Genomic DNA, 24332 nt, shown 5'->3' on the forward strand with positions numbered 1-24332 from the left:
CTTTCGCAATGCCCCTAGCGGAAGAAATCGAGAATGCGGTTGCGCTCTTCCGGCTGCGGCGGCGGGCCCAGCGGCACACCCGAGAGTTCTTCCGCCGGCGGTGGCGGCGACCCAGCGTTCTCGACGCCCAGGCTCGCCACGCCGCGGCCCGGCGTGAAATCGTCGAAGTACCACTCGCCGTCGACGTTGACGACGCCCGGCGGCTCCTTGACCTGGCTCACCGGCACGCCCTTGAGCGCCGCCTGCATGTAGCCGATCCAGATCGGCAGGCTCAGGCTGCCGCCGGTTTCGCCGCGCACGCCGAGCTGGCGCGGCGTGTCGTAGCCGATCCATGCAATGCCCACGTTCGTGGGCTGGAAGCCCGCGAACCAGGTGTCGAACGAATCGTTGGTCGTGCCGGTCTTGCCGAACAGGTCGTCGCGCTTGAGCGCCTGGTAGGCGCGTGCGGCGGTACCGCCCTTCACCACGCTCTGCAGCAGCGAATCCATGATGAAGGCATTGCGCTCGGGAATGGCGCGGCGGGTTTCGTCGAGTGTTGGGGGCTCGGTTTCGAGCAGCACCTTGTCCCGCAGGTCGGTCACGCGCGTGACGAGATAGGGATTGACCTTGTAGCCGCCGTTGGCGAACACCGAATAGGCGGTGGCCATCTGCATCGGCGTGACCGAGCCCGCGCCGAGCGCCATCGGCAGGTAGGCCGGGTGCTTGTCCTTGTCGAAGCCGAACCTGGTGATCCAGTCTTGCGCATACGGCGCGCCGATGGACTGCAGCAGCCGGATCGTGACCAGGTTCTTCGACTTCATCAGGGCAGTGCGCAGCGGCATCGGCCCTTCGAAGCCGCCGTCGAAGTTCTTCGGTTCCCAGGGCTGGCCGCCAGGGGTGCTCGGCTCGAAGATCAGCGGCGCATCGTTGACGATGGTGGCCGGCGTGAAGCCCTTCTCGAGCGCGGCCGAATAGATGAAAGGCTTGAAGCTCGAACCCGGCTGGCGCCAGGCCTGCGTGACGTGGTTGAACTTGTTCTTGCCGAAATCGAAGCCGCCCACCAGCGACTTGATGGCACCGGTGCGCGGGTCCATGCTGATGAAAGCACCCTCGACCTCCGGCAGCTGCGTGATTTCCCAGGTGTTCTTGGGTGTCTTCGCCACGCGGATCACTGCGCCGCGCCGGATCTTGATGTTCGCCGGTGCCTTGGCCGCGAGGCCCGATTGCGCGGGCCGCAAGCCCTCGCCGGTGATCTGCACGGCTTCGCCGTTCGCACGCACCGCGTTGATTTCCTTGCTGTTCGCCTCCAGCACCACGGCCGCCATCACGTCGCCGTTGTCGGGGTGTTCGGCCAATGCGTCGTCCACCGCCTCGTCGGCTTCCTTTTGATCGCTCGGCAGATCGACGAAACGCTCGGGCCCTCGATAGGGCTGGCGCCGCTCGTAGTCCATGATGCCCTTGCGAAGCGACCTGTAGGCCGCCGTCTGGTCGGCCGCGACCAACGAGGTGTAGACCTTCATGCCGCTCGTGTAGATGCTGTCGCCGTATTGGGCATACATCATCTGGCGCACCGTCTCGGCCACGTATTCGGCATGCAGCCGGTTCGGGTCGGCGGCATCGCGCAGGTGGAGCTCTTCCTTCTTCGCTTCGGCCGCCTGTTCGGCGGTGATGAAGCCGGTTTCCTGCATGCGGTCGATCACGTAGAGCTGGCGGGCGCGGGCCCGGCGCGGGTTGGCCACCGGGTTGTTGGCGCCGGGCGCCTTCGGCAGGCCGGCCAGCATCGCGGCTTCGGCCGTGGTGATGTTGTGCAGCGGCTTGCCAAAGTACGCCTCGGAGGCGGCAGCGAAGCCATAGGCGCGGTTGCCCAGATAGATCTGGTTCAAATAGATCTCGAGGATCTGGTCTTTGCTGAGTTGCTGTTCCAGCCGCAGCGCCAGCAATATTTCATAGGTTTTGCGGCTCAGCGTGCGCTCCGAGCTGAGGTACACGTTGCGCGCCACCTGCATCGTGATGGTCGAGGCGCCCTGCTTCCGGCCGCCCTTCAGGCTGGCCACTGCCGCGCGCACGAAGCCCTTGTAGTCGACGCCGCCATGGTCGTAGAAGCGCGCGTCTTCCACGGCAAGCACGGCGTCCTTCATGACCTTGGGAATGCTGGCAAAGGGCGTGAGCGTGCGGCGCTCCTCGCCGAACTCTCCGATGAGCGTGCCTTCGACCGAATACACGCGCAGCGGCAGCTTGGGCCGGTAGTCGGCAAGCTCCGAAATGTCGGGCAGCCGGGGATAGATGACGGCCACCGCAACGACGGCGGCCACCAGCAGCACCAGCGCACCGGAGCCGAGCGCGATGGCGCTCCACCGTGCAATGCGCCGCAGCCGTATCGATCGCTCGGAGCGCGCCGGCTCGGTGGAAGGAGAGAAATCGTCCATGGAAATCAGTAAGTAAGAAAACAGTCGGTAGCGTCCGTTACACGGAAGCGGTCGATTCGGGTAAGACCGGCTCGGGCGTTCGGGGGTTCCCGGCCGACAGCGCATACCAGTCGACCTTGCGGGTGGCGAGCATCAGCACCGTCAGCATGCCGAATGTCAGCAGGGCGCCAAGCAGCAGCGCATTGCTTTCCGATGCCAGCAGGCCGTAGAGCGCGCCATAGAGTACCGCGACATAGGCCCCAAATCCCGCGCCGCGTTTCCAGCTTTGCAAAACGGCGCTGAAGTAGATGCCGAGCAGCAGAACACTTGCACCGGCCGCGCTCGCATAGGCCAGCCAGAAAGCCAGTTTCTCGGACAGGGCCAGCAGCAGCAGGAAGAACAGCGCGATCGAAAGGCCGACCAGCCCGTATTGCACCGGATGCATGCGCTGCCTGCGGAACAGCTCGAACATGAAGGCCGCCATGATCACCAGGCCGATGAAGAGCGCGCCGTACTTGCCGGCGCGCGTGCTCATCGAGTACACGTTGATCGGCTGGGCGAGCGACACGTCGAAGGTCTGCAGCGGGCCGAGGTTGCGTGGCGCATGGGCGGCTGTCGCTGCAGCTGCTGCCGTGGCGGCGGCACCGGTGGCATCGCGGTCCGACAGTCCGGCGCGCACCTGTTCGCGCGCCGAGGTCACGAGCGACGACACGCGCCAGTGCGCATCGAAGCCCTGCGGCGTCACCTCGCGCTGCGTGGCGAGAAAGCGGCCGCCGAAGCTCGGATGCGCCCAGGGCGAACTCAGGTGGGCGGTGGTCTCTTCGGCAATCGGCACCATCGAGAGCGTGTCTTGTCCCACGAGGCCGAGCTTCATCTCGAAGGGCAGTGGCGTCTTCGTCTCCCATGCGGCGAGCGCGGCGCCGGTGAGCGGTGCATGGACGCCATCGGCCAGCCAGCTGCTGTCCGCAAGACCAGGCACATGCTGCTTGAAACGCAAAGCCTCACCGTTGATCGCGATGGAAGGCGAACCGTCGAGCCCGCGCAAATCGCTCACGTAGAAGACGACGAAAGGTGCCTTGAACTCAATGCGGGAATCGGCTTCGCTGTGCGCCACGGACTTGGGGTCGAAGGCTGCGAATCCGCCGCCGAGCGTGGCGTTGAGCGTATAGAACGGAATCCTGAAGATGCCCCGATAGCGCTCGTGCGGCGCCATCGAGCCTTCGATGTGCAGCTTGTCGGGAAACACCGCGTGGGCCATTTCCTTGCTGCGTGCCTCCTGGCCGATCACCTTGCCTTGCGCATTGCGCAGAGGTTCCATCCAGCGTTCCACGTAGGGCACCAGCAGCAGCGGGCCCACCATGGTCTGCCCGCTCGCGTAGGTGGCGGCAAGCTCCTCGGCCGCCTCGCGCTGGCTGCGGCCGCGCTCGCGGTTGATCGAATTGATCTCGGCCAGCGGAATGCACAGCAAGAGCGTGAGCATGAGCAGGCCGGCGACCTTGACCAGCATCGAACCCTGCAGGGCCTTGAACAACAGAAGCATGTTTTTTTCTCCTCTTCGATAGCGAAGCCGCGATGCTCGTCGCGCGATCCGAAGGCCGTGTGAAGCGTGGCCGCCGGCGGACTTCACACAGGCTTCACACAACGGCGCATCGGGCTGGCTGACTTCAAGCAGCCTTCCAATTTCCTTCTCGCGCGGTGCCGACAGTTGCGGCTGTGCAAGTTCGCACGGACACCGACACCAAACAGCCATGGATGCCCACACCACCTCCCGTCCCGGCCGCTGGCTCTGGCTCGCCACCGTGAGCCTGGCCGCCGCGGGCTTCGTCGCGCTCAGCCTCAACCCCGTGCATGCACAGGAAGCATCCGGCCCGCGGCTGAAGACCGAGAGCCCCTACTTCTTCGTGAAAAGCGACGACCCCTCGGTCGACCGCCTGCCGCTCAAGGGAACCGAGGTGGCGGTGAAGATCTCGGGCGTCATTGCCGACGTGACCGTCACGCAGACCTACCGCAATGAAGGACAGCGCGCGATCGAGGCGAAGTATGTTTTTCCGGGTTCGACCAAGGCTGCGGTCAGTGGACTCAACGTGCGCCTGGCCGACCGCCTGATCACCGCGCAGATCCGCGAGAAGCAGCAGGCGCAGATCGAATACGACACCGCGAAGAAGGAAGGCAAGACCGCCGCGCTGCTCGAGCAGCACCTGCCCAACGTGTTCCAGATGAACGTCGCCAACATCCTGCCGGGCGACGACGTGAAGGTGGAGCTGCGCTACACCGAACTCCTGGTGCCGCAGTCGGGCAACTACGCGTTCGTGTTTCCCACGGTGGTGGGCCCGCGCTACAACAGCCCGCAGTCGGAGAACGCCCAGGCCAAGTGGGTGGCCCAGCCCACGCTGCGCGCCGGCGTGGCGCCCGGCACCAGCTTCAGGCTGAAGGCCAGCATCGACACGCCCATGGGCCTGAAGGAGGTGCGCTCGGGTACGCACGCCATCGACGTGAAGAAGAGCGATGAAGACCGGCATGCCGACGTGATGCTCGCGGCCGACGGCCGCCCCGCGGACAACCGCGACTTCGTGCTCGACTACCGCCTTGCGGGCGAAAAGATCGAATCGGGCCTGATGCTCTACAAAGGCCAGAACACCGATGGAAGCACCGAGAACTTCTTCCTCGCGATGGTCGAGCCGCCCAAGGCCGTGGCCGCCAGCGCCATTTCACCGCGCGACTACATCTTCGTGGTCGACATCTCGGGATCGATGCACGGCTTTCCGCTCGACACCGCCAAGACCGTGCTCGAACGCCTGATCGGCGGGCTGCGCCCGAGCGACACCTTCAACGTGCTGCTGTTCTCGGGCAGCAACAAGATGCTCTCCCCCCAATCGGTGCCAGCCACCCGCGCCAACATCGAGCAGGCGCTGGCCACCATCCAGAACTACGGCGGCAGCGGCAGCACCGAGCTGATTCCCGCGCTCAAGCGCGTCTATGCGGAGCCGAAGGAAGAGAACGTGTCGCGCACCGTGGTGCTGGTGACGGACGGCTACGTGAGCGTGGAGCGCGAGGCCTTCGAGCTGGTGCGCAAGAACCTGTCGAAGGCCAACGTGTTTGCCTTCGGCATCGGCTCGTCGGTGAACCGCAGCCTGATGGAAGGCATTGCGCGTGCCGGCATGGGCGAGCCCTTCATCATCACCGACCCGATCCAGGCACCCGAGCAGGCCGCACGCTTCCGCCGCATGGTGGAGTCGCCCGTGCTCACGAACGTGAAGGTCACTTTCGGTGGGCTGGACGTGTACGACGTGGAGCCGCAAGCCTTGCCCGACGTGCTCGGCGAACGCCCCGCGATCGTGTTCGGCAAGTGGCGCGCGGATGCCGAAGGCAAGGCCCGGGGCCGCGTGATCGTCGAAGGCCGCGGTGCCAACGGCCCGTACCGCCAGGAGTTGCGTATCGACCCGCAGATGCGCCAGGACACCGCCGCGCTGCGCACGCTGTGGGCACGCCACCGCATCCAGAGCCTGAGCGACCAGGAGACGCTCGAGGGCGGCGGCGCCTTCAAGGAACGCATCACCGAGCTCGGCCTGAAGTACAGCCTGCTGACGCAGTACACCAGCTTCATCGCGGTGGACAAGGTGGTGCGCAACCTGGCGCCGCAGAACAGCGTGGACGTGAACCAGCCGCTGCCCCTGCCGCAGGGCGTGAGCGAACTCGCACTCGGCGCCGAGGTGCCCAGCACGCCGGAGCCGGAAACGCTGGGCGCGATTGCCGTGGTGCTGTCGATGCTCGCCATGCTGCGCCGCCGCGCGCGGCGCAACGACCCGCGCCGCTTCACGGCCTGAACGCGAAAGAAAAAAGGGAAAACAAATGTCACTGGCCGCACTTGCCCACCGCCATCCGCGCATCGTGGATTGGGGCATTCACATCGACCGCGCACCGGCCGCCGGCTGGCTCGCGCTGCAGTTCTCTGCACTGGCGCCGACCTGGGCCTGGATGGTCCGGCGCATGCGCGACGGCTCCGACGACCCGCTGGGCCTCTTGGCGCTGGCTGCGTTGGCTGCGCTGGTGTGGCAATGGCGGCGCGAACTGCGCGCCGCGCCGCGGCTGGGCTGGCTGGCTCTCGCGGGGGCCGGCACCTTGCTGGCCACGCTGCTGCGCACGGGGCTTGGCGCGCTGCCCGCCCTGCCCCCGCTCGCGGCGGGCCTGGTGGCGGTGCTGGCGCTGGCGTGCGGCCTGCTCGCCTTCCTGCCGCGGCGCGTGGCCGCGCTGCCGGTCGCGGGGCTTGCGGTGCTGGCCTTGCCGCTGTTGTCGTCGCTGCAGTTCTATGCGGGCTATCCGCTGCGCGTGGTCACGGCCGAGGCGAGCCGCTGGCTGCTGGCGCCGGGCTTCAGCGTGGCGCGCGAGGGCAGCAGCCTGCTGGTCGATGGCCGGCTGGTCATCGTCGATGCGCCGTGCTCGGGCGTGCAGATGGTGTGGCTCGGTTACTTCACCGCCTGCGCGGTGGCGCTCTGGGCACGCCAGGACGATCGCGGCTTTGTGCGCCGGTTGCCGGTGGTCGGGCTGCTGGTGCTGGCAGGCAACATCCTGCGCAACAGTGTGCTGATTGCACTCGAAGGTGCGGGCCATCCGCTGGCGCCCTGGGCGCACAACCTGCTCGGCCTGCTGGTGCTGGCCGTGGTGTGCGGCGGCATCGCGCGCCTGATGGTGCCGGCGCGCACGGTGCCCGGGTTTGCCGACCAGCCCATTCCGGGCCTGATCACTGCGCAAGGAGGCCGCCATGTCGACACGGTTCTTTGAAAACTTTTTCGCTAACCACTTCATCAATCGCATCGGCCACAAGGCGGCGTTCGCGCTCGCGATGCTGTTGTGCCTGCTGTGGTCGACCGCCGCGGCCCTGCGCGCCCCGCCGGACCCCGTGGCGGCCGCGGCCACGCACGAATGGCCGCGCGAATGGGATGGTGCACCGCTGCGCCCGATGGCGCTGAGCGAGGTCGAGCAGCGCTTTGCCGACCGTTTTCCGGGTGCCATCGGCCGCATGACGGACGGCACACAGACGATCGTGATGCGCGCGGTGAACGCACCCACGCGCATGCTGCATCCGGCGGCCGACTGCTATCGCGCGCTGGGTTTTCGCATCGAGCAGGCGCGCCTGGAACGCGACGCGCAGGAGCGTCTGTGGCGCTGCTTTGTTGCGCAACGGCACGGTGTGCAAAAGTTCCGCGTCTGCGAGCGCATCGTCGATGCCGAAGGCGCCGCTTTCACCGACACTTCAGCTTGGTACTGGGCGGCGGCCAGCGGGCAGTCGCGCGGTCCGTGGCAAGCCGTCACGGTGGCGAGACCCTTGTGAGAGTTGTGTGAACAAGATCCTGAGATTTGTGATTTATGCGCTGTCGGCCCTGGTGGTGACAGTCTGCCTGGCCATCTTTCTGATAGCCAAGTTCGCGCTTGCACCCGCAGCGGGCGAGTGGAGCACCACCGTCAAGGCCGGCCCGCTGAGCTTCCAGGTCGGCGTGCCCGCGGCGGTGCGCCTGGCCACTTCTTCGTGGCTTGCACCACGGCTTCACGGCCACTCTCTGGACACGCGCTTCGGCACGGTCCGTTTCGCCTGGAAGGACGCGGACGGCCAGCTCGAGATGCGCTGCGCGCCCTGCAGCGTGGAAGTCCCGGCGCTCGGCACGCAGCCGATCCAGGTCGAAGGCCTGATCGCCACCGTCAGGCGCGACGGCAACACGCTGGCCGGCACCATCGCGGCCACGCCTCGCACTGCCGATGCCGCCGCCGTGATCCAGGGTCAATGGGAAGGGCGCCTCGTGCCCAAGGGCCTGCACCTCAGCGCCGACATCAAGGATGCGCCCATCGCCCGCTGGTATGCGGTGCTTGCGCCCCACCTGCCCGAGCTGCAACGTGCCCGCATCGGCGGCACGCTGGCGTTGCGCGGCCAGGTGGCGCTGCCCGAAGCCACGTTCGTCGTGATTCCCACCGTCAGCCAGTTCACCGTTGAAGGGCTGGGCACCGAAGCCATGCTCGGCGCGCGCACCAGCTGTGGCGCGCCTTCGAAGCTGGCCAACGACAGCTGGCTGGCACGGGCCGTCATCGCGGCCGAGGACCAGCGCTTCTTCACCCACGCCGGCTACGACCTGACTGAAATCGTCGCGTCGATCGACAACAACCAAAAGGACGGCCAGCAGAAGCGCGGCGCCAGCACGCTGACCCAGCAGCTCGCCAAGATGCTGGTGACCGGCAGCGACCGTACCGCCGAGCGCAAGCTGCGCGAACTGCTCTACGCGGTCGAAATGGAACAAACACTGGGCAAGGCGCGCATCCTGCAGCTTTACCTCGACAACGCGCCCTGGGGCGGCAACCTGTGCGGTGCCGAAGCCGCCGCACGGCGCTATTTCAAGCGGCCGGCGCGCAACCTGGAACCCGCGCAGGCTGTCTGGCTCGCGGCCATGCTGCACAAGCCACAGGCGGTGCTCGAGCAATGGCGGCGCGACGGCCGCATCGACCCTGACCGCACCAAGTGGGTGGCCGAAGGCGTGCGCGGCATCAGCCGCAACCAGCGCGAGGCACTGCTCAAGAGCGTGGCGGCGGCCCGGTTCACGGCGCCGGAGGCGGTGCCATGAACGATGTCGAGGCCATCGAGCGCGCCACGGTCGCCGCCGTGTCTCCCCTTGCCGTCGAAGAACTCGACGGCTGGCTGCTGCCCTTCGACGACGGCACCGTCAAGCGCGCCCGCTCGGCGGTTCCGCTGCACCGCGGCGAGGTCAGCGACCGCACGATCGACCGCATCGAAGACCGCTACGACAGCCGACAGTTCGTACCGGCCTTCCGACTGGCCGACGTTCCTTCCTTTGCTGCACTGCACGCCGAGCTGGAGCAGCGGCACTACGTCGGCGATTCGCCGACCTGCGTACAGGTCGGTTCCGCGCGGCGCATGCGCGAGGTGGCGGCGGCCGACGCTGCGCTGGCCGAGGTCGACCTGGCGCCCGACGAGGCCTGGGCGACGCTGTTTCTCGGCGAGGGCTTCGATCCGGTGGATGGCGCGCATCGCGTGCGGGCGCTGTCGCGTGCCAAGGGGTCGCTCTATGCCAGCGTGCGCGAAGGCCGGCGCACCGTGGCCGCGGGCGCCATGGCCTTCGGCCACGGATGGGCCAGCGTGCACGGCATGCGAACCGAGCAGTCGCAGCGCGGGCGGGGCCTGGCGGGGCGCGTGCTTGCGGGCCTGGCGCAGGCCGCGCTCGAGCGCGGCTTCGAACGCGTCTTCCTGCAGGTCGACGCACACAACGATGCGGCCCATGCGCTCTACCGGCGCGCCGGTTTTTCCACGCAGTGGCAGTACCGCTACTGGCAGCGGCAGCAGTGGCCGCGGTGACGGCACCCACCTGAAAGGCACACCCCCACCGGTGGCGCGGTCGGGGCGTTAGTGCCACCATGGCTGCATGACGAACGCAAATCATCATGCCAACCACCCCACCGATCCCGTCGCCACGCCGCGCGGCATCGACCACATCGTGGCCGGTGTGTCCACCAGCGATGGCGACGGCGTCAAACTCACCCGCGTGCTTCAGCAGCCGCTGCAGAAAAGGCTCGACCCCTATCTGATGCTCGATGCCTTCGGCAGCGACAACCCGGGCGACTACATCGGCGGCTTTCCCAACCATCCGCACCGCGGCTTTGAAACAGTGACCTACATGATCGCGGGCCGCATGCGCCACCGCGACAGCGCGGGCCACGAGGGCTTGCTGCAAAACGGCGGCGTGCAGTGGATGACGGCTGGCCGCGGGCTCATCCACAGTGAACTGCCGGAACAGGAAGACGGCCTCATGGAAGGCTTTCAGCTCTGGCTCAACCTGCCCGCGAAGGACAAGATGCGCGAGCCCTGGTATCGCGACATCCAGAGCGAGGAACTTCCGGAATACACCACCACCGCGGGCGTGCAGGTGCGCGTGATCGCCGGAGCCAGCCACGGCATCGAAGGCGCGGTGCGGCGCGAGGACACGGAGCCGCTGTATCTCGACATCACCCTGCCGCCGGGCGCCGAGTTTGCGCAGCCCCTGCCGGACGATCACAACGCGCTGGTGTACGTGTTCCGCGAATCGGTGTGGATCTCGGGCAGCGAGGTGCCGACGCGCCGCATGGCCATTCTTGCGAACGAGCCCGGCAGCGACGGCGTCGTGCTGCGCGCGGGCGCCACCAACCACAGCCCGGCACGCGCGCTGCTGATTGCCGGCAAGCCGCTGCGCGAACCGATTGCGCAGTACGGCCCCTTCGTGATGAACACCCAGGAAGAGGTCAAGCAGGCGGTGCACGACTTCCAGAACGGCAAGTTCGGCGGCTGACCGGCGCGGCCCTGCATGCGTGTAGTCGCAGGCCTACCGAAAATCGGCGTCGTGCACAGGTCACGGGCGGGACCGCGGCGCATAGATTGTCGCCATGCCTTTTCGCACCTCCAGCACCTCCAAAGCGCCCCGGGTCCGCAAAGGACAGGCGCCCGATACCCTGCAGCGCGAACGGTTCCACGAGCGCTTCATGCAGTCCTTCCAGGACCCGGCCTTCGAGGCCGAGAAAGAGTCGTTGCAGCGCATCGAACTCGTTGCCTGGGAGGCTTACCAGGAAGGGCGCAAGGCGCCGGTCACGCGCAAGGCCGGCCCCGGCTACGCCGATCCCGAGTACGAACTTTCAGTTGACTGGCTCGAGGCCAGGGCCCGCATCGACGCGGCGCAGGCCGCCTGGGGGAACCCGCAGACGCGGTCGCGCGTGCTGCTGGTCAACGGGTCGCCGCGCAACGACGGCACCTGCCCCGGCGAGATCTCCAAGACCTGGCGGCTGGTGCAGCTCGCGCAAGAGGTGCTCGACGGCTGCGGCATCGACGTCGACGTGCTCGACCTGAGCCTGCTCACCTCCGAATACGGCCGGCATATCCATCCCTGCAAGGGCTGCGTCTCCACCGCCATGCCGCTGTGCCACTGGCCCTGCAGCTGCTATCCCAACCATGCGTTGCGCCAGACCGGCGACTGGATGAACGAGATCTACGAGCGCTGGGTTGCCGCGCACGGCGTGATGCTGTTCACCCCCACCCACTGGTACCAGTCCGCGAGCCCGCTCAAGCTCATGGCCGACAGGCTGGTGCGCCGATGGCGGCAACCCCGACCCCACCAGCACCCACGGCAAGAAGCCCGACGAAGCCAAGGCCCTCGAGCTCGAGGGCTGGGGCTATCCCAAGCACCTGAGCGGCCGGGTCTACGGCGTGGTGGTGCACGGCGACGTGGCCGGCGTCGAGAGCTTGCGCCGCAATTTGTCGGATTGGCTCGATTGGATGGGCCTGATCGATGCGGGCGCGCAGGCCCGGCTCGACCGCTACATCGGCTACTACGAGCCCTATGCGAGCAGCCACGACAGCCTCGACGCCGATGAAGACGTGCAGGAAGAGGTGCGCAACGCCGCACGTGCGGTGGCACTGGCAGTCGGCGAGCTGCGCGCGGGCAAGCTGCAGGCGCCCGATCGCGGGCTGAAGCCGCCAAGGCCGAAATAGGTAGGCCACGCGGGCGGCACGGGGCCCGGGCTGTTCATGATTCTTTACGCACGCTCACTGTCGGCTCACCTGGGCGATACAGAGGTCTTCCACACTTCGCTTCACCTGCTGCCCCTTGGCGGCGGGCTTCTTCGAAAGGAAGCACTTTTCATGATCTCTCTTCGCCAACGCATCGTCTGGGCCAGCCTTCTCGGGTCGGCCGCTCTCGCCTCCTCGGGCGCTTTTGCACAGGCGCCGGCCGCACCCAGCACCTCTTCGACCCCGCCTGCGGCCGTCGCCCAAGCCGATGGTGCTGCCGCAAACAAGGCGCAGCACAAGCGCATGGACCCGGCCGAGCGCATGCAGCGCATGCAGGAGCATCGCGCCAAGCGCCTGGCCGCACTGAAGGAAAAGCTCAAGCTGACCGCCGCGCAGGAAAGCGCATGGGCCACTTTCGCATCGGCCAGCCAGCCGCCGGCCGGCGCCCGCCCCCCGCGCATGGACCGCGCGGAATTCGCCAAGCTGACCACGCCCGAGCGCCTGGAGCGCATGCAGGCCCGCCAGGCTGAACGCAGCGCGATGTTCGCCAAGCGCGCCGAGGCCACCAAGACCTTCTACGCGGCATTGACGACCGAGCAGAAGAAGACCTTCGACGCGGAAACGGTGCATGCCGGCATGCATGGGCATCGCGGCCACCACGGCCACGGTGGTCCCGACGGCCACCATTCAGCAGCGCCCGCCAAGAGCTGAGCGATTGGCGCGCTGAAGGGCGCAAACGATAAAAAGCCCGCGATGCATCGTGCATCGCGGGCCTTTTTCGTCCGTCGGTCTATTGAGGCGTACCGGTCTTTTCCGTCGGGTTCGTCGGCACGTCCGGCCGTTCGCCTGGATGGCCGAACCGGGGCTTGGTCTTGCGGGCCTGCTGGCTCACTTCGGCGCGCGACATCTCGCCCGTGGGTTGCGGCATGGCGTTGGGCTGGGCGTTCACGGTGGTGCTGGCCTCGCCCTTCGGCACCGGGTTGTTGGCGTTGTTGCGGTTGTGGGCGCGTGCTTCGGCCTTCACGGCTTCGCGCGAAGCCGGCATGCTGCTGTCGGGACGCTGCGGCGGGTTGGGCACGCCGGAGGGCGTCTGCGTGCTGGCCTGGCCGCCCACGGACGGGTCGGGCTGGGCGGGTATCGAGGTGGCCTGCGCCATGGCGGCACCAGCCGTGGCCATCAGGCCGGCCAGCAGCGTGGCGTGAAAGATTCCTTGCTTCATGGTGGTTTCCTTTGCTTGTATCGAGCGATCGATGAACGAATGACGGACGGGCCGTTCCCTTCGGCCTGAAACCACCGTAGGAGGCCCGGGATGGGGGCCATGTCGGGGTGCGGCAGGCCTGCCTGTAGGAGCCGGCCGCCCTGTCGCGAAAGGCGGAAGAAGAAGGTGGCGAGTTCCTACAGGCGCTGGCGGCGCGGCAACGTACAACCGCATGACCGATGTCCTCTTCCCCGATTCCACTCGCCACAGCGGCGCCGACCTCGCTCAAGGTCATGACGGTGAACACCCACAAGGGGTTCACTGCGCTCAACCGCAAGTTCATTCTTCCGGAGCTTCGGGACGCAGTGCGTACCGTGGGGGCGGATGTGGTCTTTCTGCAGGAGGTGCTCGGCACCCATTCGCGGCACTCGCGCAAGGTCGACAACTGGCCCGAGGCGCCGCACTATGAATTCCTGGCCGACACCATGTGGCCGCAGTTCGCCTACGGGCGCAACGCGGTGTATCCGAGAGGGCACCACGGCAACGCGGTGTTGTCGAAGTTTCCGATCGTGCATTACCGTAACCACGACGTATCGGTGGCCGGCCCCGAAAAGCGCGGCTTGCTTCACTGCGTGCTGCGCCTGCCGGGCCGCACGGTCGACGTGCATGCGATCTGTGCCCATCTGGGCCTGGCCGAGACCCATCGGCAACAGCAGCTGGAGCTGCTCTGCCACATCGTGCGCGACGAGGTGCCGGCCGATGCGCCGCTGATCGTTGCGGGCGACTTCAATGACTGGCGCGGCCGCGCGCACCGGGTGCTCGAAGAAGGCGCCGCGCTGCGCGAGGTGTTCCTGCACGCGAACGGCTCGGCCGCCAAGACCTTTCCGTCTCGCTTTCCGCTGCTGTCGCTGGACCGCATCTACGTTCGGAATGCGGGCGTGCACGAACCCGTGGTGCTGCCGCGCAAGCCCTGGTCGCACCTGTCGGACCATGCGCCGCTGGTGGCGAACATCGACCTTTGAAGATGGACCACGCCCATGTTCCGCGCAGTTCGTTTCGCGCCGCGACTTGCATCGCCCGCCCTGGCGGGCACTGAGGGTGGCCACCATGGCTAACGGCGACCGCTGGATCGGCGGCAACTGCATCGCGCTGCTCGAAAACGGCGAGGAATACTTCGCGCGCGTGTTCGACGCCATCCGCCAGGCAAAGCGCGAAGTCCTCATCGAGACCTTCATCCTGTTCGAGGACAAGGTGGGCCTGGCACTGCACGCCGCCATGCGCTCCGCGGCCCAGCGCGGCGTCAAGATCGATGTGCTGGTCGACGGCTTCGGCTCGCCGGATCTTTCGCGCGAATTCGTCGAAGGGCTGAGTTCGGTGGGTGTGAGGATGCGGGTGTTCGATCACGGCAAGCGCGTCCTCGGCCAGCGCCTCAACGTGTTCCGGCGCATGCATCGCAAGATCGTGGTGGTGGACGGCGAGCTTGCGTTCGTCGGGGGCATCAACTATTCGGCCGACCATCTGCTCGACTACGGGCCCAAGGCCAAGCAGGACTACGCGGTGGAACTCCGTGGGCCGATCGTGGCGCAGATCCATCAGTTCGTGCTGCGTGCCATCGCACTCGGCGACAAGGGGCCGGGCTGGTTCCGGCGCCGCCTCAAGCAAGCCCCGCCGGTCGACCGGGAAGCGGTCGGCGAGGCGGACGCGATGTTCGTCACGCGCGACAACCGGCGCCACACCGGCGACATCGAGCGCCAGTACCTGATCGCGATTCGCGCCGCACGCCAGCGCATCGTGATTGCCAATGCGTATTTCTTTCCGGGCTACCGGCTCATCAAGGAACTGCGCCGCGCGGCGCGGCGCGGCGTGGACGTGCGGCTCATCCTGCAGGGCGAGCCCGACATGCCGATCGTCAAGACGGCCGCGAGCATGCTCTACCACCACCTGATGCACTCGGGCGTTCGCATCTATGAATACTGCGACCGCCCGCTGCACGCGAAGATTGCCCTGATGGACGACCGCTGGACCACGGTCGGATCGAGCAATCTCGATCCGCTCAGCCTGTCGCTCAACCTCGAAGCCAACGTGTTCGCGCGCGACAAGGGTTTCAACCAACTGCTGTGGGAGCGCATGGAGACGCTCATGTGCAAGAGCTGCAAGCAGATCGGCCCCGCCGACCTCGAGAACGGATGGAGCGGCTGGCGGCTGGTGCGCAGCTTCTTCATCTTTCACTTCTTGCGCTGGTATCCCTCATGGCTCGGCTGGCTGCCGCGCCAGGTGCCGCGCCTGACGCCCGCCGAGGCCGTCGACCTGGCCGAAAGGCGCGAACAACGCGAAAAGAGCAAGAAAAGCGGCGACGACGCCGTGACCCCGACGGAAGCGGCATGAACACCCACACTGCACGGCTTGCACACCGGCCCTGGTGGCCCTGGGTGCGCCGTCTCGCGGCATGGGCGTTCTTTGGCCTGATTGGCTGGCTGCTCGTGAACCAGGCGCGTGCCATCGACTGGCAAGAGGTGTTCGACGCCATGCGCGCGCTTCCTGCGGCCACGCTGCTGCTGGCCGGCGCGCTGGCCGCGGGCAGCTTTGCGATCTACAGCACCTATGACCTCCTGGGCCGGCATCTCACGCGCCACCCGCTGGGTACCGTCACCGTGATGGGGGTGACCTTCATCAGCTATGCCTTCAACCTCAACCTGGGTTCGCTGGTGGGCGGCGTGGCGTTTCGCTACCGGCTCTATTCGCGGCTGGAGCTCTCCAACGGCACCATCACCCGCGTGCTGGGTTTCAGCATGCTGACCAACTGGCTTGGTTACCTGGTGGTGGCTGGCGCGGTGTTCTGCTTCTGGCCGCTCGTGCTGCCGGGCGACTGGAAGATCGACAACGCAGGCCTGCGCATCCTCGGCGCCGTGCTGCTGCTGGTGGCCTCGGCCTACCTGGCGCTGTGCGCGTTCGCCAGCGGGCACGTCTTCCGGATTCACCGCCATTCGTTCAAGGTTCCGTCGTTTCGCATGGCGCTGCTCCAGCTGGCCATCTCCTGCCTGAACTGGTCGCTGATAGGCGGCGTGATCTGGGTGCTGCTGCAGGGCCAGGTGGCTTATCACGCGGTGCTCGCGGTGCTGCTCGTGGCTGCGGTGGCGGGCGTCATCACCCACGTGCCGGCGGGGCTCGGCGTGCTGGAAGCCGTGTTCATTGCGCTGCTCTCGGACCAGGTGCCCCAAGGCAGGCTGCTGGGCGTGCTGCTGGTCTATCGGGGCCTTTACTACCTCTTGCCGCTGGGTGTGGCCACGCTGGCCTACTTTGTGGCGGAACTGCGCGCCAAGCGCTGGCGCGCGCGGGCCGCCGGCCACTAGAAGCGGTAGGTATAGCGCACCCGGACAAAGTTTTCGCCCGGGTTGGGCTTCTTGATGCCCGCATTCGAAAAATGCTGCAGGCGCAGCGTCAGTTCGTGCTTGCCGTTCTCGCCGAAGCTGCGTCCCACGCCCAGCACCTCGGTGAACTGGAACGCCGTGGTGAAGGTGCGGTCGGGGGTCTTGTAGAGGTGGTCCATCAACGTGCCGCCCACGCCTCCTTCGGCAAACCAGGGCGAACTGCCGCGGTCGAAGCGGTAGCGCCAGGTGTGGATCGCACCGATCTGCGTGTAGCTGTGCGCGCCGTCGTCCAGCGCCGGCCCGCGCCATTGGCTGATGAACAGGTCCCAGTAGGAGGTCAATGCGCTTTCATGGACCGGCTGGCGCAGCGACCAGGGCAGCGTGACCCCGACGGTGGCTGCATTCGTGGCGCCCTGGTCGCCGTGCGGTGCGCGTCCGCCCTCGAAGTAGAGGCCGCGTGCACTGTCTTCGAAAGCGCGGGCCTCGGTTCCCAGCAAGCACAAGAGGCCTGCGAGCCCCGCGAACCCAAGGAAAGCGAAGCCTTGTTTTTTCATGATGTGGTTTTGAGCTGCGTCAGGAACAAATAATTAACTTTCCGTGCCGCTCGCTGCGCTCGTGCAACCCTAATTCCGCGTCGAAAAGTAGGACTTGTTCGACAAATCGGGAACAACTTTGTTGCAGTGCAGCAAAACCTCCGGCTGGCGCCTATAGTGGTGTTCGTCCATTCCATGAATCGCCTCCATGTCGTCCCTCACCTCCGCCGTTCGTCTGGCCAGCCCCCTGATGCTGTGGGTCGATGTGGCCCTCAAGACCCACGAGATGCTGCTGTCTTCGGGCTCCGTGATCCAGATGCGTACCGAGCGCATCGCCAAGGCCGGGCTCACGCCGAGCGCGGCCGATCTCGCCGAGTTCCAGCTCATGGGCGATGAAAAGCTCGCCGCGGCGGGCGAATCGGGGGTGGCCATGGCCAAGCAGTGGCACAGCAGCCACGTCGCGCTGGCCAACCGCGCGCTGCAGCAATGGCTCCAGAGCGCGGGCGCCTTTCTTTCGATGACGGGCAGCATCACGCCGGCGCAGGCGGCCGTGCGCAGCGATGCTTTCGTCAGGGCTGCCGCGCGCGCGGCGGGCACGGCCAACCAGCTGTCCGGCGCCGCGGTCCGCATCGCGCGCCAGGGCCTGAAGCCGATCCATGCCGCCGCCACTTCGAACGCCCGGCGCCTGGCCGAGCTGCGCGACTGAGCGGGCGCGTCAGCTGCGCGCCGGCACCAGTGTCAGCAGTGTGATCTCGGAAGGCGCGCCAAAGCGCTTGGGCGGCCCCCAATAGCCGGTGCCGCGGCTCACGTAGATCCACATGTCGTGCAGCCGGTGCAGTCCCGCGGTGAAGGGCTGCTGCATCGGCACGAACAGGTTCCACGGAAAGAACTGGCCCCCATGCGTGTGGCCCGACAACTGCAGCTGGTAGCCGGCCTTGGCGGCCAACGGCGCACTGCGCGGCTGGTGCGCCAGCAGCACCCGCGTGTGCACCAGCGGCGGCGCGTCGAACAGCGCCAGGTGGGGGTCGCTTTCGTGCGCAGCGTCGAAATGTCCCGCGGTGTAGTCGGTCACGCCGGCCAGCACCAGCTGGCTTTCGAACAGTTCTTCGTCGTTCTGCGCGCCGCGCACGTTGCGCGTCTGCAGCACCACGTGCTCGTTGAGCAACACCTTGAGGCCGAGCCGCCGCAGCTCGTCGATCCATGCGTGGGCGCCGGCGTAATACTCATGGTTGCCCGTGACGACGAAAGTACCGTGCCGCGCACGCAGGCCCGCCAAGGGCGCGATGTGCTCGCGCAGCTCGGCCACCGTGCCGTCCACCAGGTCGCCCGTGATCGCAATGGCGTCGGCGCCGAGCCGGTTCACCGCATCGACGATGCGCTGGATGTAGGCGCTCTTGATTGTCGGACCGACGTGGATGTCGCTGAGCTGCGCAATCGTGAAGCCGTCGAGCGCCGCCGGCAGGCCGCGGATCGGAATGTCGACGCGTTTCACGCTGGCGGTGCGGCGGGCATTGACGAATCCGATCAGCGAAGTGGCCGTGGCCATTGCCGGCACCGCCAGGGCGGTCCATGGCAGCAACGCGTCCCAGCGCACCTGCAGGCCACCCAGCGCGCTTGCCAGCCAAGCGAGCAGCAGGCCGGCATCGCGCGCCATCGTCAACACGAACATCGACGAGAACCAGCCCATGCTGATCAGGCCGATCCATTTGAGCGCGTTGCCCAGCGTGGCATTCGGCGCAATGCGGCGCGAGACGAAGGGCATCGGGATCGTGGCGGCCGAGACGACGAGCGCGGCCAGGGCGAGCGGCCACGCCGGCGTGAGCATGGCCAACGCAGGCAGCAGGCGCAGCGCCATATAGGCATGCAGGAGCGCGGTGAGAACGCTCAGGGGACGTATCGGCATGGGGGCAATGGGAACGGGCGTTGCCCGGGACAGGACATCTGCAAGGCGCATGCCGTGCATTCAAGAAGGCGTCCGACCCGTCTCGCGCTATTTTTTCTATAGCACACGACATGGGGATAGCGGGCGTTGCAAGCAACGCGAACCCGAAAACCGGAAGCTCCGTGCCCGTCGCCCGAATTCGGGCTTATGTATTACTGCACCGTGCGCGTGCCGACCGAAGCCATGTCGGTGCCCGCTGGCCACAGGAACGCCATTCGGGCGGGCGTTCCTGGTGCCACCCGCAGCGTTTGCTTGAGCGTATTGCCACGCAAGCGAGCCTCCACTTCATAGGTGCCCGGATCGAGGCGGGCCACCATGAACGGGCCTTCCGATACCACGTTGTCGAGCAGCACGGTGCCCCGGGCGTCGCGCACCGTCACGCGAACGTCGGATGCGAAATCGGCGCCCTTGTGGTCCTTGATCGCAAACTCGAACGTGGCCGGCCAGCGTGGCGCCACCGTCTCCATCAGTTGGGCCTCGTCGCTGCCGATGCCGCCGCTCATGTATTCGATGCCATGCGTCATGCGGATCGGCGGGTTGACCGTGGCCTGCGCCGAAGACAGCGCCGCCAAAAAGAGAAGAGCGGCGCCGCACAGCGCTGTGGCGGCCGTCGCTACGGGCCGCCGGTGCGATGAAATCCGGGGGGTGGTCATGATCTGAATCCTTTCCTTTCTTCCGTAATTGCGTGGCGAGACACCACGGCGCCACTGTGCGGCGCACGGCTTAGACAAGGCTTAACAAGGATTCCGACCCCGGTGCCAAGCCCGGGGAGAGAAGGCTCAGCGGCCGGCGGAGGTCTGTGCGAGCGCCTGCGTCTGCGGCGCGGGCGGCAGCACCGAGGCCATGTCGAAATTCGACGGCCACATGAACACGGCGCGTGCCGGCACGCCGGCGATCACCGTCAGCGTCTGCGTGATCGTGAGGCCGCCGAGCGTGACGTTCACGTCGTAGGCGCCGGGGTCGAGCCGCGTCAGCATGTAGGGCCCTTGCGACTGGGCTTCCATCACGGGGCGGCCCGTGTACTTTTCGCGCACCTGGACGGCCGCCCGCGCCGGGAAACTGCCCTTTTGCGTGCTGTCGTTGATTCCGAACTCGAGGGTGGCCGCCCAACGCGGCGAAACCATCTGCATGAACGCGGCTTCGTCCTTGCTCGTGCCCCCGCACATGTATTCGACGCCCTGCGCCATCTGGATGGGCGGGTTCGAGAACGCATGGGCCGATGTCATCGCCCCGAAGAATGCTGCTGTGCCGCCCAGTACCAACGCAGCCATCGGCTGCCGGAGACGCATAAGGTTCATTGCTTCGATGTCCTCGATCATGGGTGACGTGAAATCCGTCGAGGATTTTGCTTAGCAAGAGTCGGGCTAGATATAGCGTTTACGAGGAACGATCCTCGGCGACCCGCTGAACGCTATTGTTTTAATAGCTCATGACGATTGTGTGACGGGTATCTCCGTGGTTTTGCAGCGTCCTACCTATGAAAACCCTGAGACGCCCTCTGTGTGCGCCCGATCCGACGTGGCGCACGTGATCGGCGCCTACAGCGGTGCACCGCCGCGTTGGTTATGAAGAAGTTCGTACAGAAAAGGAGCTTTCAAATGACCATCGGATCGAAGATCGACGCAATCAAGAAAATGGATGCCCAGCGCCGCGGGATTCCGGGCGAGCATCTGGCTGTGCTGGGAGCAGGCCTTTTGCTGCTGCTGAAGGCAGGAAGCAGCCGCTCGCTGATGCGCCGCGTGTTGGCTGGCGCGGCGGGCGGTGCGCTGGTCGGCCGTGCGGCGAGCGGAACCGGCGGGCTGGCCCGCGTTGCGCAGGTGTTGCAGGGCGGCAGGGGCGGCGCTCGCGTGCATCGGTCGATCTGAGCCTTGCATTGCCTTGATCGGCCACTGGTGAAGCGCCAGGCCGTTCGTTGGCGAAAGAGCCGGCGAAGCGGGGATACTCGGCCTTCATGAATTCCGACCATCGCGACCCGCTGCACGACAGCCGCAACGCGATGACGGAATGGGAGTACAACCTGCGCCCCAGGCGGGAGCGCCACTGGCTGATGTGGGTCGGGCTGTCGGCCTTGCTGATGCTCGGGCTCTATTGCGGCGCTGAATGGCTGTTGGCGCAACGCGCCGTGCGGCCAGACGGGGTGAAATCCGCTGCGCCCCCGATGCCGCAAGGTCCCAGCCCGGGGTCAGATCGCGCCGCGCCATCGCCTCCGGCAAGTCTTGCGGGTCGTTCTTCATCTGCCCCAACTGCTCTCGAGGTCAGCAAATGCACGAGCGCGGCGGGCAAGATCGCCTATTCGGACGGGCCCTGCCCCGCGGGTTCGATCGCCACTGCAGTACGCGTCGATCGCAATCAGAATCTGGCCGATGGAATGAGCGTCGAGGCGCGAGAGGCGTCGAATCGGAACAGCGCCGCGCTGGCGGTGCAGGCACAGTCGCACGACCACCAGGTCGCTTCCAATGCGAGCGGCGCACACGCCGAGTGCAGTGCACTCGACGCGCACGTCAAGTGGCTCGACACAGTGGCGCGGCAGCCGCAAGGCGCAGCCATGCAAGACTGGCTGCGCGAGCAAAGGCAGCAGACCCGTGACCGGCGGTTCCGGTTGGGCTGCCGCTGATCACCAATCAATCAAACGTCGATATTCGCCGCCCGCAGCGCGTTCTGCTCGATGAACTCGCGCCGCGGTTCCACCTCGTCGCCCATCAGCATCGTGAACACGCGGTCCGCTTCGATGGCGTCGTCGATCTGCACGCGCAGCAGGCGGCGCACGGTCGGGTCCATGGTGGTTTCCCACAGCTGCGCCGGGTTCATTTCGCCCAGGCCCTTGTAGCGCTGGCGCGAGGTGGCATTCTCGGCCTGGCCGATGAGCCACTTCATGGCGATGCGGAAGTCGGCCACCTTTTCTTCCTTGGCGCGTTCGCCTTCGCCGCGGCGGACGGTGGCGCCGTCGCTGCTCAGCAGGTTGCGGAAGGTGTTGGCGGCTTCGGCGAGCGCGGCGTAGTCGGCGCCGTGCACGAAGTCCTGGGTGAGCACGCTGCTCTTGATGTTGCCGTGGTGGCGGCGGCTGATGCGCAGCAGCGGCTTGTCGGTGCGGGCGTCGAACTCGCTGCTCACTTCGGCCGGCACGCCGGTGGTGTTGAGCTCGCGCAGCTTGGCCTGCAGCGCCACGGCCGAGGCTTCGGCCGCCGGGGTGGTGTCGAGGTCGAGCGCCACGCCGTCTGCAATGGCGCGCAGGGCCTCGGCATCCATGAAGTTGCGCAGCCGCGCAATCACGGCTTCGGCCAGCTGGTGCTTGCGCGCCAGTTCGGCCAGGGTGTCGCCGCTCAGGGTGGTCGAGTTGGGACCGCCGGTCTCGATGCTCGCGTCCTTCAAGGCCACCTTGAGCAGGAAGGCGTCGAGCGCAGGTCCGTCCTTCAGGTACTGCTCTTCCTTGCCGACCTTGACCTTGTAGAGCGGCGGCTGCGCGATGTAGATGTGGCCGCGCTCGACCAGCTCCGGCATCTGCCGGTAGAAGAAGGTGAGCAGCAGCGTGCGGATGTGGGCGCCGTCGACGTCGGCGTCGGTCATGATGATGATGCGGTGGTAGCGCAGCTTGGCGACGTTGAAGTCGTCCGCTCCGCCGCCCGCGCTGGTGGCGCCGGCGCGGCCGATGCCGGTGCCTAAAGCGGTGATCATGGTGAGAATTTCGTTGCTGGTGAGCAGCTTCTCGTAGCGCGCCTTTTCCACGTTCAGGATCTTGCCGCGCAGCGGCAGGATGGCCTGGAACTTCCGGTCGCGGCCCTGCTTGGCGGAGCCGCCGGCGGAGTCGCCCTCCACCAGGTACACCTCGCACAGCGCGGGATCTTTTTCCTGGCAGTCGGCCAGCTTGCCGGGCAGGCCCATGCCGTCGAGCACGCCCTTGCGGCGCGTCATTTCGCGGGCCTTGCGCGCGGCTTCGCGGGCGCGGGCGGCCTCGACGATCTTGCCGCAGATGATCTTGGCGTCGTTCGGGCGCTCCTGCAGGTAGTCGGTCAGCAGGCGGCCGACGATGTCTTCCACCGGCGCGCGCACTTCGCTGGACACCAGCTTGTCCTTGGTTTGGCTCGAGAACTTGGGCTCGGGCACCTTCACGCTCAGCACGCAGCACAGGCCTTCGCGCATGTCGTCGCCAGTGACTTCGACCTTCGCCTTCTTGGCGAACTCGTTTTCCTCGATGTACTTGTTGATGACGCGGGTCATCGCGGCGCGCAGGCCCGTGAGGTGGGTGCCGCCGTCACGCTGGGGAATGTTGTTGGTGAAACAGAGGACCTGCTCGTTGTAGCCGCTGTTCCATTGCATGGCCACTTCGACGCCGATGTGCGTGCCCGGGATGCCGCCATAGGTGTCGGCCGGCTTTTCGCCAGCGGCATAGAACGAGTTCGGATGCAGGACGGTCTTGCCCTTGTTGATGAACTCCACGAAGCCGCGCACGCCGCCGGCGCCCGAGAAGTCGTCTTCCTTGCCGGTGCGTTCGTCGAGCAGGCGGATGCGCACGCCGTTGTTCAGGAAGCTCAGTTCGCGCAGGCGCTTGCTCAGGATCTCGTAATGGAAATCGTTGTTTTCCTTGAAGATCTCGGTGTCGGGCAGGAAGTGCACCTCGGTGCCGCGCTTGTCGGTGTCGCCGATGACCTTCATGGGCGAGACCTCGAAGCCGTTCACGGTCTCGAGCAGGCGGTTCTGCACGAAGCCGCGGCTGAACTCGAGTTCGTGGATCTTGCCTTCGCGGCGCACGATGAGGCGCAGCTTCACGCTCAGCGCGTTCACGCAGCTCACGCCCACGCCGTGCAGGCCGCCCGAGACCTTGTAGCTGTTCTGGTTGAACTTGCCGCCCGCGTGCAGTTCGGTGAGCGCAATTTCGGCGGCCGAACGCTTGGGCTCGTGCTTGTCGTCCATCTTCACGCCGGTCGGGATGCCGCGGCCGTTGTCGGTGACGGAGATCGAGTTGTCGCTGTGGATAGTGACGACGATGTCGTCGCAGTGGCCGGCCAGTGCCTCGTCGATGGAGTTGTCGACCACTTCGAACACCAGGTGGTGCAGGCCCGTACCGTCGGAGGTGTCGCCGATGTACATGCCGGGGCGCTTGCGCACCGCCTCGAGCCCTTCGAGGATCGTGATCGAGCCTTCGCCGTAGCTGGTGTCGGCGGGCGTGATCTCGATCGGCACCGCACTCTCGATCTCGGGGGTGTAGACCGGTTCGGTGTGGGGCACTTCGGGCTTGTTCTCTTCTGCACTCATTCGGATATTCCTCTATCTCTCACGGCATTCACGGGATTTTTCGGGCTCTGGGAGCCTGTTTTTCCTGCCTCTTGAAAGCGCAAACCCGCGGAGGGCCGCGGGCTGTCTGCGCAAGGCGCTGTGTT

General features: G+C 66.6%; 21 protein-coding genes and 1 pseudogene. 14 read left to right on the forward strand and 8 right to left on the reverse strand.

Annotated elements, in window-relative coordinates; all coding sequences use genetic code 11:
- Positions 1–14 precede the first annotated feature (14 nt).
- Entirely contained in the window at positions 15–2405 is a 2391-nt protein-coding gene (locus ACAM55_RS24310) for a penicillin-binding protein 1A (protein WP_369653977.1), read from the reverse strand.
- A gap of 37 nt (positions 2406–2442) precedes the next feature.
- Entirely contained in the window at positions 2443–3924 is a 1482-nt protein-coding gene (creD, locus tag ACAM55_RS24315; RefSeq protein ID WP_369653978.1) for a cell envelope integrity protein CreD, read from the reverse strand.
- A gap of 208 nt (positions 3925–4132) precedes the next feature.
- Here creD and ACAM55_RS24320 point away from each other — a divergent pair, with 208 nt between their 5' ends.
- From ACAM55_RS24320 to ACAM55_RS24355, 8 genes and pseudogenes are all read left to right on the forward strand, one after another.
- Positions 4133–6208 carry a VIT domain-containing protein gene (locus tag ACAM55_RS24320; protein ID WP_369653979.1) on the forward strand — a complete coding sequence of 692 codons (2076 nt, stop codon included), beginning with the start codon at positions 4133–4135 and terminating at the stop codon, positions 6206–6208.
- Positions 6209–6233: 25 nt separating this feature from the next.
- Positions 6234–7163, forward strand: coding sequence for an exosortase Q (gene xrtQ, locus ACAM55_RS24325; protein WP_369653980.1), 930 nt, complete (start codon positions 6234–6236; stop codon positions 7161–7163).
- The gene (locus tag ACAM55_RS24330; protein ID WP_369653981.1) at positions 7144–7713 is read left to right on the forward strand and encodes a hypothetical protein; all 570 of its coding nucleotides are present in this window, start codon (positions 7144–7146) and stop codon (positions 7711–7713) included. The genes xrtQ and ACAM55_RS24330 overlap by 20 nt, the downstream gene beginning before the upstream one ends.
- Positions 7714–7741: 28 nt before the next feature.
- On the forward strand, positions 7742–8989 hold the full coding sequence (locus ACAM55_RS24335; RefSeq protein ID WP_369653982.1) for a biosynthetic peptidoglycan transglycosylase: 1248 nt from the start codon (positions 7742–7744) through the stop codon (positions 8987–8989).
- On the forward strand, positions 8986–9738 hold the full coding sequence (locus tag ACAM55_RS24340; protein ID WP_369653983.1) for a GNAT family N-acetyltransferase: 753 nt from the start codon (positions 8986–8988) through the stop codon (positions 9736–9738). Before ACAM55_RS24335 ends, ACAM55_RS24340 begins: the two co-directional genes overlap by 4 nt.
- A 67-nt stretch (positions 9739–9805) precedes the next feature.
- Positions 9806–10705, forward strand: a complete 900-nt coding sequence (locus ACAM55_RS24345; RefSeq protein ID WP_369653984.1) for a pirin family protein — start codon at positions 9806–9808, stop codon at positions 10703–10705.
- 94 nt (positions 10706–10799) lie between these two features.
- Positions 10800–11898: pseudogene (locus ACAM55_RS24350) on the forward strand (flavodoxin family protein).
- Between the two features lie 150 nt (positions 11899–12048).
- Positions 12049–12627, forward strand: coding sequence for a Spy/CpxP family protein refolding chaperone (locus ACAM55_RS24355; RefSeq protein WP_369653985.1), 579 nt, complete (start codon positions 12049–12051; stop codon positions 12625–12627).
- Positions 12628–12706: 79 nt separating this feature from the next.
- On the opposite strand, the gene ACAM55_RS24360 is transcribed toward ACAM55_RS24355, so the two are convergent.
- Positions 12707–13135, reverse strand: coding sequence for a serine/threonine protein kinase (locus ACAM55_RS24360; RefSeq protein WP_369653986.1), 429 nt, complete (start codon positions 13133–13135; stop codon positions 12707–12709).
- Between the two features lie 218 nt (positions 13136–13353).
- On the opposite strand from ACAM55_RS24360, the gene ACAM55_RS24365 reads away from it, so the two are divergent.
- The 3 genes from ACAM55_RS24365 to ACAM55_RS24375 all read left to right on the forward strand — a co-directional run bounded on the left by ACAM55_RS24365 (position 13354) and on the right by ACAM55_RS24375 (position 16464).
- Positions 13354–14136 (forward strand): endonuclease/exonuclease/phosphatase family protein, encoded by a 783-nt coding sequence (locus ACAM55_RS24365; RefSeq protein ID WP_369653987.1) that lies wholly within the window; start codon positions 13354–13356, stop codon positions 14134–14136.
- 85 nt (positions 14137–14221) lie between these two features.
- Complete coding sequence (gene clsB, locus ACAM55_RS24370; protein ID WP_369653988.1) at positions 14222–15499, forward strand: cardiolipin synthase ClsB; 1278 nt, start codon at positions 14222–14224, stop codon at positions 15497–15499.
- Positions 15496–16464, forward strand: a complete 969-nt coding sequence (locus ACAM55_RS24375) for a lysylphosphatidylglycerol synthase domain-containing protein (protein ID WP_369653989.1) — start codon at positions 15496–15498, stop codon at positions 16462–16464. Before clsB ends, ACAM55_RS24375 begins: the two co-directional genes overlap by 4 nt.
- Here the strand turns inward: ACAM55_RS24375 and ACAM55_RS24380 are convergent.
- Entirely contained in the window at positions 16461–17036 is a 576-nt protein-coding gene (locus ACAM55_RS24380; RefSeq protein WP_369653990.1) for an acyloxyacyl hydrolase, read from the reverse strand. The genes ACAM55_RS24375 and ACAM55_RS24380 overlap by 4 nt on opposite strands.
- A 187-nt stretch (positions 17037–17223) precedes the next feature.
- On the opposite strand from ACAM55_RS24380, the gene ACAM55_RS24385 reads away from it, so the two are divergent.
- Positions 17224–17721: a polyhydroxyalkanoate granule-associated phasin gene (locus ACAM55_RS24385; protein ID WP_369653991.1), complete on the forward strand. Its 498-nt coding sequence runs from the start codon at positions 17224–17226 to the stop codon at positions 17719–17721.
- Between the two features lie 9 nt (positions 17722–17730).
- Here ACAM55_RS24385 and ACAM55_RS24390 read toward each other — a convergent pair whose 3' ends face one another.
- The 3 genes from ACAM55_RS24390 to ACAM55_RS24400 form a co-directional block, all read right to left on the reverse strand.
- The gene (locus ACAM55_RS24390; RefSeq protein WP_369653992.1) at positions 17731–18978 is read right to left on the reverse strand and encodes a metallophosphoesterase; all 1248 of its coding nucleotides are present in this window, start codon (positions 18976–18978) and stop codon (positions 17731–17733) included.
- 131 nt (positions 18979–19109) lie between these two features.
- Positions 19110–19610 carry a hypothetical protein gene (locus ACAM55_RS24395; protein ID WP_369653993.1) on the reverse strand — a complete coding sequence of 167 codons (501 nt, stop codon included), beginning with the start codon at positions 19608–19610 and terminating at the stop codon, positions 19110–19112.
- Positions 19611–19736: 126 nt separating this feature from the next.
- Positions 19737–20255, reverse strand: a complete 519-nt coding sequence (locus tag ACAM55_RS24400) for a hypothetical protein (RefSeq protein ID WP_369653994.1) — start codon at positions 20253–20255, stop codon at positions 19737–19739.
- Positions 20256–20555: 300 nt separating this feature from the next.
- Between ACAM55_RS24400 and ACAM55_RS24405 the strand changes: the two genes are divergently transcribed.
- Together ACAM55_RS24405 and ACAM55_RS24410 are read left to right on the forward strand one after the other, a co-directional pair.
- On the forward strand, positions 20556–20822 hold the full coding sequence (locus tag ACAM55_RS24405) for a hypothetical protein (RefSeq protein WP_369653995.1): 267 nt from the start codon (positions 20556–20558) through the stop codon (positions 20820–20822).
- Positions 20823–20908: 86 nt separating this feature from the next.
- Entirely contained in the window at positions 20909–21571 is a 663-nt protein-coding gene (locus ACAM55_RS24410) for a hypothetical protein (RefSeq protein WP_369653996.1), read from the forward strand.
- A gap of 11 nt (positions 21572–21582) precedes the next feature.
- Here the strand turns inward: ACAM55_RS24410 and gyrB are convergent, their stop codons facing one another.
- Positions 21583–24207, reverse strand: a complete 2625-nt coding sequence (gene gyrB / locus ACAM55_RS24415; RefSeq protein WP_369653997.1) for a DNA topoisomerase (ATP-hydrolyzing) subunit B — start codon at positions 24205–24207, stop codon at positions 21583–21585.
- Positions 24208–24332 lie beyond the last annotated feature (125 nt).

The sequence above is a fragment of the Variovorax sp. V213 genome (assembly GCF_041154455.1).
GTDB lineage: Bacteria > Pseudomonadota > Gammaproteobacteria > Burkholderiales > Burkholderiaceae_C > Variovorax.

What these genes read in the sequence shown, in the direction of transcription:
- ACAM55_RS24310 (WP_369653977.1), bottom strand. Translation starts at nt 2,405, where the DNA reads ATGGACGATTTCTCTCCTTCCACCGAGCCGGCGCGCTCCGAGCGATCG.
- creD (WP_369653978.1), bottom strand. Translation starts at nt 3,924, where the DNA reads ATGCTTCTGTTGTTCAAGGCCCTGCAGGGTTCGATGCTGGTCAAGGTC.
- ACAM55_RS24320 (WP_369653979.1), top strand. Translation starts at nt 4,133, where the DNA reads ATGGATGCCCACACCACCTCCCGTCCCGGCCGCTGGCTCTGGCTCGCC.
- xrtQ (WP_369653980.1), top strand. Translation starts at nt 6,234, where the DNA reads ATGTCACTGGCCGCACTTGCCCACCGCCATCCGCGCATCGTGGATTGG.
- ACAM55_RS24330 (WP_369653981.1), top strand. Translation starts at nt 7,144, where the DNA reads ATGTCGACACGGTTCTTTGAAAACTTTTTCGCTAACCACTTCATCAAT.
- ACAM55_RS24340 (WP_369653983.1), top strand. Translation starts at nt 8,986, where the DNA reads ATGAACGATGTCGAGGCCATCGAGCGCGCCACGGTCGCCGCCGTGTCT.
- ACAM55_RS24345 (WP_369653984.1), top strand. Translation starts at nt 9,806, where the DNA reads ATGACGAACGCAAATCATCATGCCAACCACCCCACCGATCCCGTCGCC.
- ACAM55_RS24355 (WP_369653985.1), top strand. Translation starts at nt 12,049, where the DNA reads ATGATCTCTCTTCGCCAACGCATCGTCTGGGCCAGCCTTCTCGGGTCG.
- ACAM55_RS24360 (WP_369653986.1), bottom strand. Translation starts at nt 13,135, where the DNA reads ATGAAGCAAGGAATCTTTCACGCCACGCTGCTGGCCGGCCTGATGGCC.
- ACAM55_RS24365 (WP_369653987.1), top strand. Translation starts at nt 13,354, where the DNA reads ATGTCCTCTTCCCCGATTCCACTCGCCACAGCGGCGCCGACCTCGCTC.
- clsB (WP_369653988.1), top strand. Translation starts at nt 14,222, where the DNA reads ATGGCTAACGGCGACCGCTGGATCGGCGGCAACTGCATCGCGCTGCTC.
- ACAM55_RS24375 (WP_369653989.1), top strand. Translation starts at nt 15,496, where the DNA reads ATGAACACCCACACTGCACGGCTTGCACACCGGCCCTGGTGGCCCTGG.
- ACAM55_RS24380 (WP_369653990.1), bottom strand. Translation starts at nt 17,036, where the DNA reads ATGAAAAAACAAGGCTTCGCTTTCCTTGGGTTCGCGGGGCTCGCAGGC.
- ACAM55_RS24385 (WP_369653991.1), top strand. Translation starts at nt 17,224, where the DNA reads ATGTCGTCCCTCACCTCCGCCGTTCGTCTGGCCAGCCCCCTGATGCTG.
- ACAM55_RS24390 (WP_369653992.1), bottom strand. Translation starts at nt 18,978, where the DNA reads ATGCACGGCATGCGCCTTGCAGATGTCCTGTCCCGGGCAACGCCCGTT.
- ACAM55_RS24395 (WP_369653993.1), bottom strand. Translation starts at nt 19,610, where the DNA reads ATGACCACCCCCCGGATTTCATCGCACCGGCGGCCCGTAGCGACGGCC.
- ACAM55_RS24400 (WP_369653994.1), bottom strand. Translation starts at nt 20,255, where the DNA reads ATGAACCTTATGCGTCTCCGGCAGCCGATGGCTGCGTTGGTACTGGGC.
- ACAM55_RS24405 (WP_369653995.1), top strand. Translation starts at nt 20,556, where the DNA reads ATGACCATCGGATCGAAGATCGACGCAATCAAGAAAATGGATGCCCAG.
- ACAM55_RS24410 (WP_369653996.1), top strand. Translation starts at nt 20,909, where the DNA reads ATGAATTCCGACCATCGCGACCCGCTGCACGACAGCCGCAACGCGATG.
- gyrB (WP_369653997.1), bottom strand. Translation starts at nt 24,207, where the DNA reads ATGAGTGCAGAAGAGAACAAGCCCGAAGTGCCCCACACCGAACCGGTC.